Genomic DNA, 5,226 nt, shown 5'->3' on the forward strand with positions numbered 1-5,226 from the left:
GTGAGTGCTTCTTTCGAAGCGACCCTTACTATATTACATGTTTGATAACTTGTTGTCAACAACTTTTTAAAAGAAGTTTTAATCAAGTTTTCATGTTGTGTTGCTCGTTTGCGGCAACAAATAATACTTTACCAGCTAACTTCGTAGAAGTCAACTTCTTTTCTGTATTTTTTAAAAAATATCTTTCGCAACATTATGAATGTTTAGTATTGTAGCTTAACTTTACCCACAATGAGATTCTATAAACGTGAAAATGAACTATCATCACAACCAACTGTCGACTACTATGCCTATTAGACATCTTAATTTCATTAAGTGCCTTTATAAACAAAAAGTAAGTCACTTTTTAGGAGACGAATAAAAAGAATACCATATATTTATGTTGTAATACAATCTTTTTATGAAACTATTATTAACAAGATAGAATAAGCGTCCTTATCTAACAAGAATAGGAGCTTCTTAATAGCTTAGGAAAACAATCCCCTAACCTTTATACAGGGTCCACTTGGGCTTTACCCCCTCTTTGCGAAAAGAAATGATAGAGTCTCTAAAAACCAAAAGCCTTTCTAGTATCCTAGAAAGGCTTTTTTATCATTGTTTATTTCTTGAATAATTTCCCTAGTGGATTTTTTCCTTTCCCACTCTTCTTAGCTCCCATTACGTTCATATAAAGTGAATCAATTAGACTTAGTTGAACGATTCTTGAGAAGCTGTCCACTTCACCGCTTCCTCCACTATTATTCACTGAACCGGTTCTTAATACGATATCTGATAACTTGTTCAGCTTCGCATTCGCACTGTTAGTAATAGAAATTATTTTTGCACCGTTGTCTTTAACGGTTTGCAGGACCCGTTCACTTTCATTATTTAAACCGGAGGAGGAAATAAAGATCGCTACATCATTTTCTGTAAGCTGGGTGGCTGCTTTTAACTGAATATGTGTATCACTATACGCAGAAGTGGAAATCCCTGAGCCTATGAATTTATGATGGGCATCCTGGGCGACGAGGGACGAGGACTCGGATCCGTAGAATTCTACCCTATTGGCTTGAATGATAAGGTTTACGGCTTTTTTTATAGAAGAAAAATCCATCACATCGATTGTTTCTTTAAACATTCGAATATTATTGTTGAATATTTTCTCCGTTATGGCTTGCTCATTGTCATTTTCAAGGATTCTTTCTTCCGCGATCACTTTCATTGACTCTGAGATTTCTGATGCTAACGTAATTTTCATTGCCTGGAAACCCTTGAAACCGACTGTTTTCGCAAATCGAAAGACGGTCGAAATCGCTACATCGAGTTCTTCAGCAACCTGGTCAATGGTTTTATGAATGAAGTTTTCTGGAGAATTCAATATATAATCTGCGATCATCTTTTCTTTTTGACTGAAATCAGGGTATTGCATTCGAACTCTTGATATACATTGCTGAGGTTGATTCATGTTTTCCACCTCTTAGAAGTTTCATTTTTATGACTTTCATTATACCACTTTTTATGTAAGAAAAATATTTCAACTATTGTTTTATACAGGTTTCGTATCCGTATAGAATAGTTGATCATTACCTGATTAATTTAGACTTATAGGGATTTAATCATAAAAAAGCCTATTGAAAAAAATTTTTTCGTTATATACTTGATGAAGATAATCTTTTGTGACTTTTTCTGCATTGTGAGCGATTACTTTATTGGTTATTTTTGACTACAAAACGTAAATAGATAGGGGGGAACCAACGTGTCCACTTCTATACCCATCATTGTAGCATTATCAGGGATTTTTGCATTATTATATTTAGTTATTCGCACAAAGCTTCATGCATTTGTCGCTTTGTTGCTTGTCAGTTTACTTGTGGGGATCGGTGCAGGGATGCCTTTGCAGAATGTACTGATATCCATTCAAATCGGATTGGGCAGTACATTAGGTTTTGTTGCCGTCATCGTCGGCTTGGGGGCCATGTTTGGCCAAATGTTAGAAGTATCCGGGGGTGCCGAGAAGATTGCTTCCTCACTGATTAAACGGTACGGTGAAAAGAAGGCTCCATTAGCGCTTAGTTTAACTGGATTTCTCATTGCGATCCCCGTTTTCTTTGATGTTGGCTTTATCTTACTTGTTCCAATCATTTATGGATTGGCCAGGAGGTCCGGGCGTTCTTTACTTTATTACGGGATTCCGTTACTGGCTGGATTGGCTGTCACCCATAGTTTCATTCCGCCTACTCCAGGTCCGGTTGCCGTAGCAGAATTAATTGGCGCTGATATTGGCTGGGTAATACTCTTTGGTACGTTAGCCGGGATTCCTGCGATGATTATTGCGGGGCCTTTATTCGGAAAATTCATCAGTAACAGAATACATATCAGCATCCCAGAGTATATGAATAGTGAAGAGAGAGATTCAGAAGACCATGATCAGGACTCTCCAAGCTTAAAAGTCCTGATCGGAATTATACTTGTCCCGCTATTTTTGATTCTATTAAATACACTATCAAGTCTGCTACTTCCTCAAGATCTTGCAATCTATCATTTATTAACGTTTATTGGCCACCCCATTGTAGCATTACTGATCGCTACTCTGTTGTCCTTTTATTTTCTGGGGGTCAGACTTGGTTATTCACGGCAAGAGGTTCAGTTTATAGCAAATAAAGCTCTGGAACCCGCAGGTATAATCATTCTTGTCACGGGAGCAGGCGGGGTTTTCAAACAGGTGTTAATGGATTCAGGTGTAGGGAACGAGTTGGCTGGTTTAATGATAGCCTCAAGTCTACCGTCCCTTCTCTTGGCTTTTCTGATTGCAGCGATTGTCCGTATTGCACAAGGATCTGCTACGGTTGCCATGATCACTACCGCCAGCCTGCTTGCCCCGCTCATTTCAGATCTTGGGTATACAGGGCCGCAATTAGGCTTGTTTGTCATTGCCATTGCTTCAGGGTCAACCATACTCTCACATGTAAACGATTCCGGTTTTTGGCTGGTCAATCGCTACTTAGGAATGGATGTGAAAGATACGCTCAGGTCTTGGACGATAATGGAGACACTTATTGCACTTGTTGGTTTTAGTGTTGTACTGCTGCTCAGCCTATTTATGATGTAGAAGAACTCTATACAGACAATAAGAAGTTACTTTGTAGAAAAGTGATTTCTTTTTTTCTTGTTTTATCAGTGTTTTCTCGGAAATTTTTGCGTAACTGCTAAAATTAAACGCATCCTAAAAAGCAGATGGAATTTTCTATTCATAAGATGTTGTGGTTCAATTTCCTGGATAAATGTAGTTACTTAAACTAAGGGTAGTATATGTTTGATAGAATCAAAGAACTAAATCTTCAATTATTAGAGTGGCTCATCGGTATTTGAAATATGTAGGAGGACGCAGGTGGAAACCAATGAACTGGAAATACAATACTTCTAATGACTATATTGAATATTTAAGCTTTCACGATTGTTTGGTTGAGAGTATAAAGCTCGAAGATGAAACTGTTTTATTTGGATTAGAGTATGTTTATATTTCTGAAGAACATCCACTCAATCCCTATAATGTAGCTAAATCAACAGGAAGGTCTAGGTTATTATTTAATGGAGTAAGTTTGAATAAGGCTATTAACCATTTAGATGATGGATCAAATCAGCAAGTATTCATTACCGACTTAGGTGAGTTGGAGATATTAAGATTAGACCAGATCCGTATGGGTGATTATTTTTCATTTGATATTTTGTGTGCTAATAGGAATACGGGGACTTTTTGCAGTATAAAAATTGAAGCAAAAAATTTCACTTTAGAGTGGAACGAATATCTTAACGATGCTTGGTTTGTAGGGTGGAAAAATAATTAAGACTTTTCTGGACAACTCCTTTAAGCCAGTACCTGAGGCTTTAGTTGAATAAAACATCATACAAAATGGTCAGTGGCATCTCAAACCCTGACCATTTTGTATGCAAATAACTCTACCCTTTCGCTTATGAGTTTGAAAGTTGTACTTCAAATTAGAACCCGTTAGTTACAATCGTCCTTTATTAAATCTTATCCAATAACCTCTCGATTTACGATATAACGGGGCAGCTCTCCTCTAATAACATTCGCCACATTTTCAGCCGTTTTTCTTTTTAACTCCCCTTGGGATTCCTCTGAATACCAAGAGACATGCGGATTCAAAATGACATTCCCCATTTGCAGGAATGGATGTCCCTTAGGAATCCGTTCATGTTCAACCACATCAAGTGCAGCACCAGCAATATCCTGCTCTTCAAGGGCCATGACCAATGCCTCAAGTAAGTCACTGCCCTGATAATAATCAATACCCAGGCTTTGCCTTGGATGAAGACGTTATGTGAATAGCATCAGCTTCAAGCATGACGCAAGCACAATCGGACTTATTGGACAATGAGGGACAACCGCCACGTCATACGCTTCAGCCATTGAAAAGATTTTTCTACACTCTGTAATTCCACCCTCATGAGATAAGTCAGGCTGGATAATGTCTACATAGCCATCTTCCAGTAACCGTTTAAAGTCAATTCGGGAGAACATTCTTTCCCCTGTTGCAATCGGGATCGTCAATAAAGCGCTTCGAATGAGGGTGGATTGAAAACTAATAGTTCTTAAAACATAATAGAGTAACTCTCTATGAGCTATTCTTTTCACATATTTGACTGGCAACCTCCTACTCTCACAGGGGGGGAAGGCCCAACTACCATCGGTGCTGAAGGCTGAGGCTAGTGATAAGTACCGAAACTTTTTGACTCTTTCACACCTTCAAATCTTCGTGTGGGGATACTATCATTTTTTTATTTCGTCATGCCATGTTTTAGTTGGAAAATATGAGGTTAAATGATAATTACGAAATGGATAAGGTGAAAAGGATTCCTGATAGATACCTTTGAGATAGGAATCATGGGGATATACTGTTTTCTTGCGAGAAAGGATTTTTTCATTCCCGATTAGGAATAATCATACGAAATTTCAAATAATCATTCCAGGATGTCGAATTTTATTTACACCTCGTTAAATTATTTATACTGATCATCCAGCTAACTACCCTCGCAGTACACCTATAGAGGAATTACTAGAACCACAGGTTCTTTGAACTTCCATTCAAACCAAAAAAAGAGTAACTCTCAATGAGCTACTCTTTTTCTATTTGCCTGGCGACGTCCTACTCTCACAGGGGGAGATCCCCCAACTACCATCGGCGCTGAAGAGCTTAACTTCCGTGTTCGGCATGGGAACGGGTGTGA

At 38.3% G+C, this 5,226-nt stretch carries 3 protein-coding genes, 1 rRNA gene and 1 pseudogene; 2 read left to right on the forward strand and 3 right to left on the reverse strand.

Annotated elements, in window-relative coordinates; translation table 11 throughout:
* Positions 1-598: 598 nt before the first annotated feature.
* Positions 599-1,444 carry a MurR/RpiR family transcriptional regulator gene (locus LCL96_RS23240; protein WP_224945666.1) on the reverse strand — a complete coding sequence of 282 codons (846 nt, stop codon included), beginning with the start codon at positions 1,442-1,444 and terminating at the stop codon, positions 599-601.
* Between the two features lie 291 nt (positions 1,445-1,735).
* Between LCL96_RS23240 and LCL96_RS23245 the strand changes: the two genes are divergently transcribed.
* Both LCL96_RS23245 and LCL96_RS23250 read left to right on the forward strand, forming a co-directional pair.
* Positions 1,736-3,088 carry a GntP family permease gene (locus LCL96_RS23245; protein ID WP_224945669.1) on the forward strand — a complete coding sequence of 451 codons (1,353 nt, stop codon included), beginning with the start codon at positions 1,736-1,738 and terminating at the stop codon, positions 3,086-3,088.
* 289 nt (positions 3,089-3,377) lie between these two features.
* Positions 3,378-3,824, forward strand: coding sequence for a hypothetical protein (locus tag LCL96_RS23250; protein ID WP_224945671.1), 447 nt, complete (start codon positions 3,378-3,380; stop codon positions 3,822-3,824).
* 188 nt (positions 3,825-4,012) lie between these two features.
* On the opposite strand, the pseudogene LCL96_RS23740 reads toward LCL96_RS23250, so the two are convergent.
* Together LCL96_RS23740 and rrf are read right to left on the reverse strand one after the other, a co-directional pair.
* A pseudogene (locus LCL96_RS23740) lies at positions 4,013-4,549 on the reverse strand (enolase C-terminal domain-like protein); the annotation flags it as partial.
* A gap of 582 nt (positions 4,550-5,131) precedes the next feature.
* Positions 5,132-5,226 (reverse strand): 5S ribosomal RNA (rrf, locus tag LCL96_RS23260); the annotation flags it as partial.

Source organism: Rossellomorea aquimaris, from assembly GCF_020172085.1.
GTDB classification, from domain to species: domain Bacteria; phylum Bacillota; class Bacilli; order Bacillales; family Bacillaceae_B; genus Rossellomorea; species Rossellomorea aquimaris_E.

Bases quoted from the DNA above. Each gene is read 5' to 3' on its own strand.
- LCL96_RS23240 (WP_224945666.1), bottom strand. From the start codon at position 1,444: ATGAATCAACCTCAGCAATGTATATCAAGAGTTCGAATGCAATACCCT.
- LCL96_RS23250 (WP_224945671.1), top strand. From the start codon at position 3,378: ATGAACTGGAAATACAATACTTCTAATGACTATATTGAATATTTAAGC.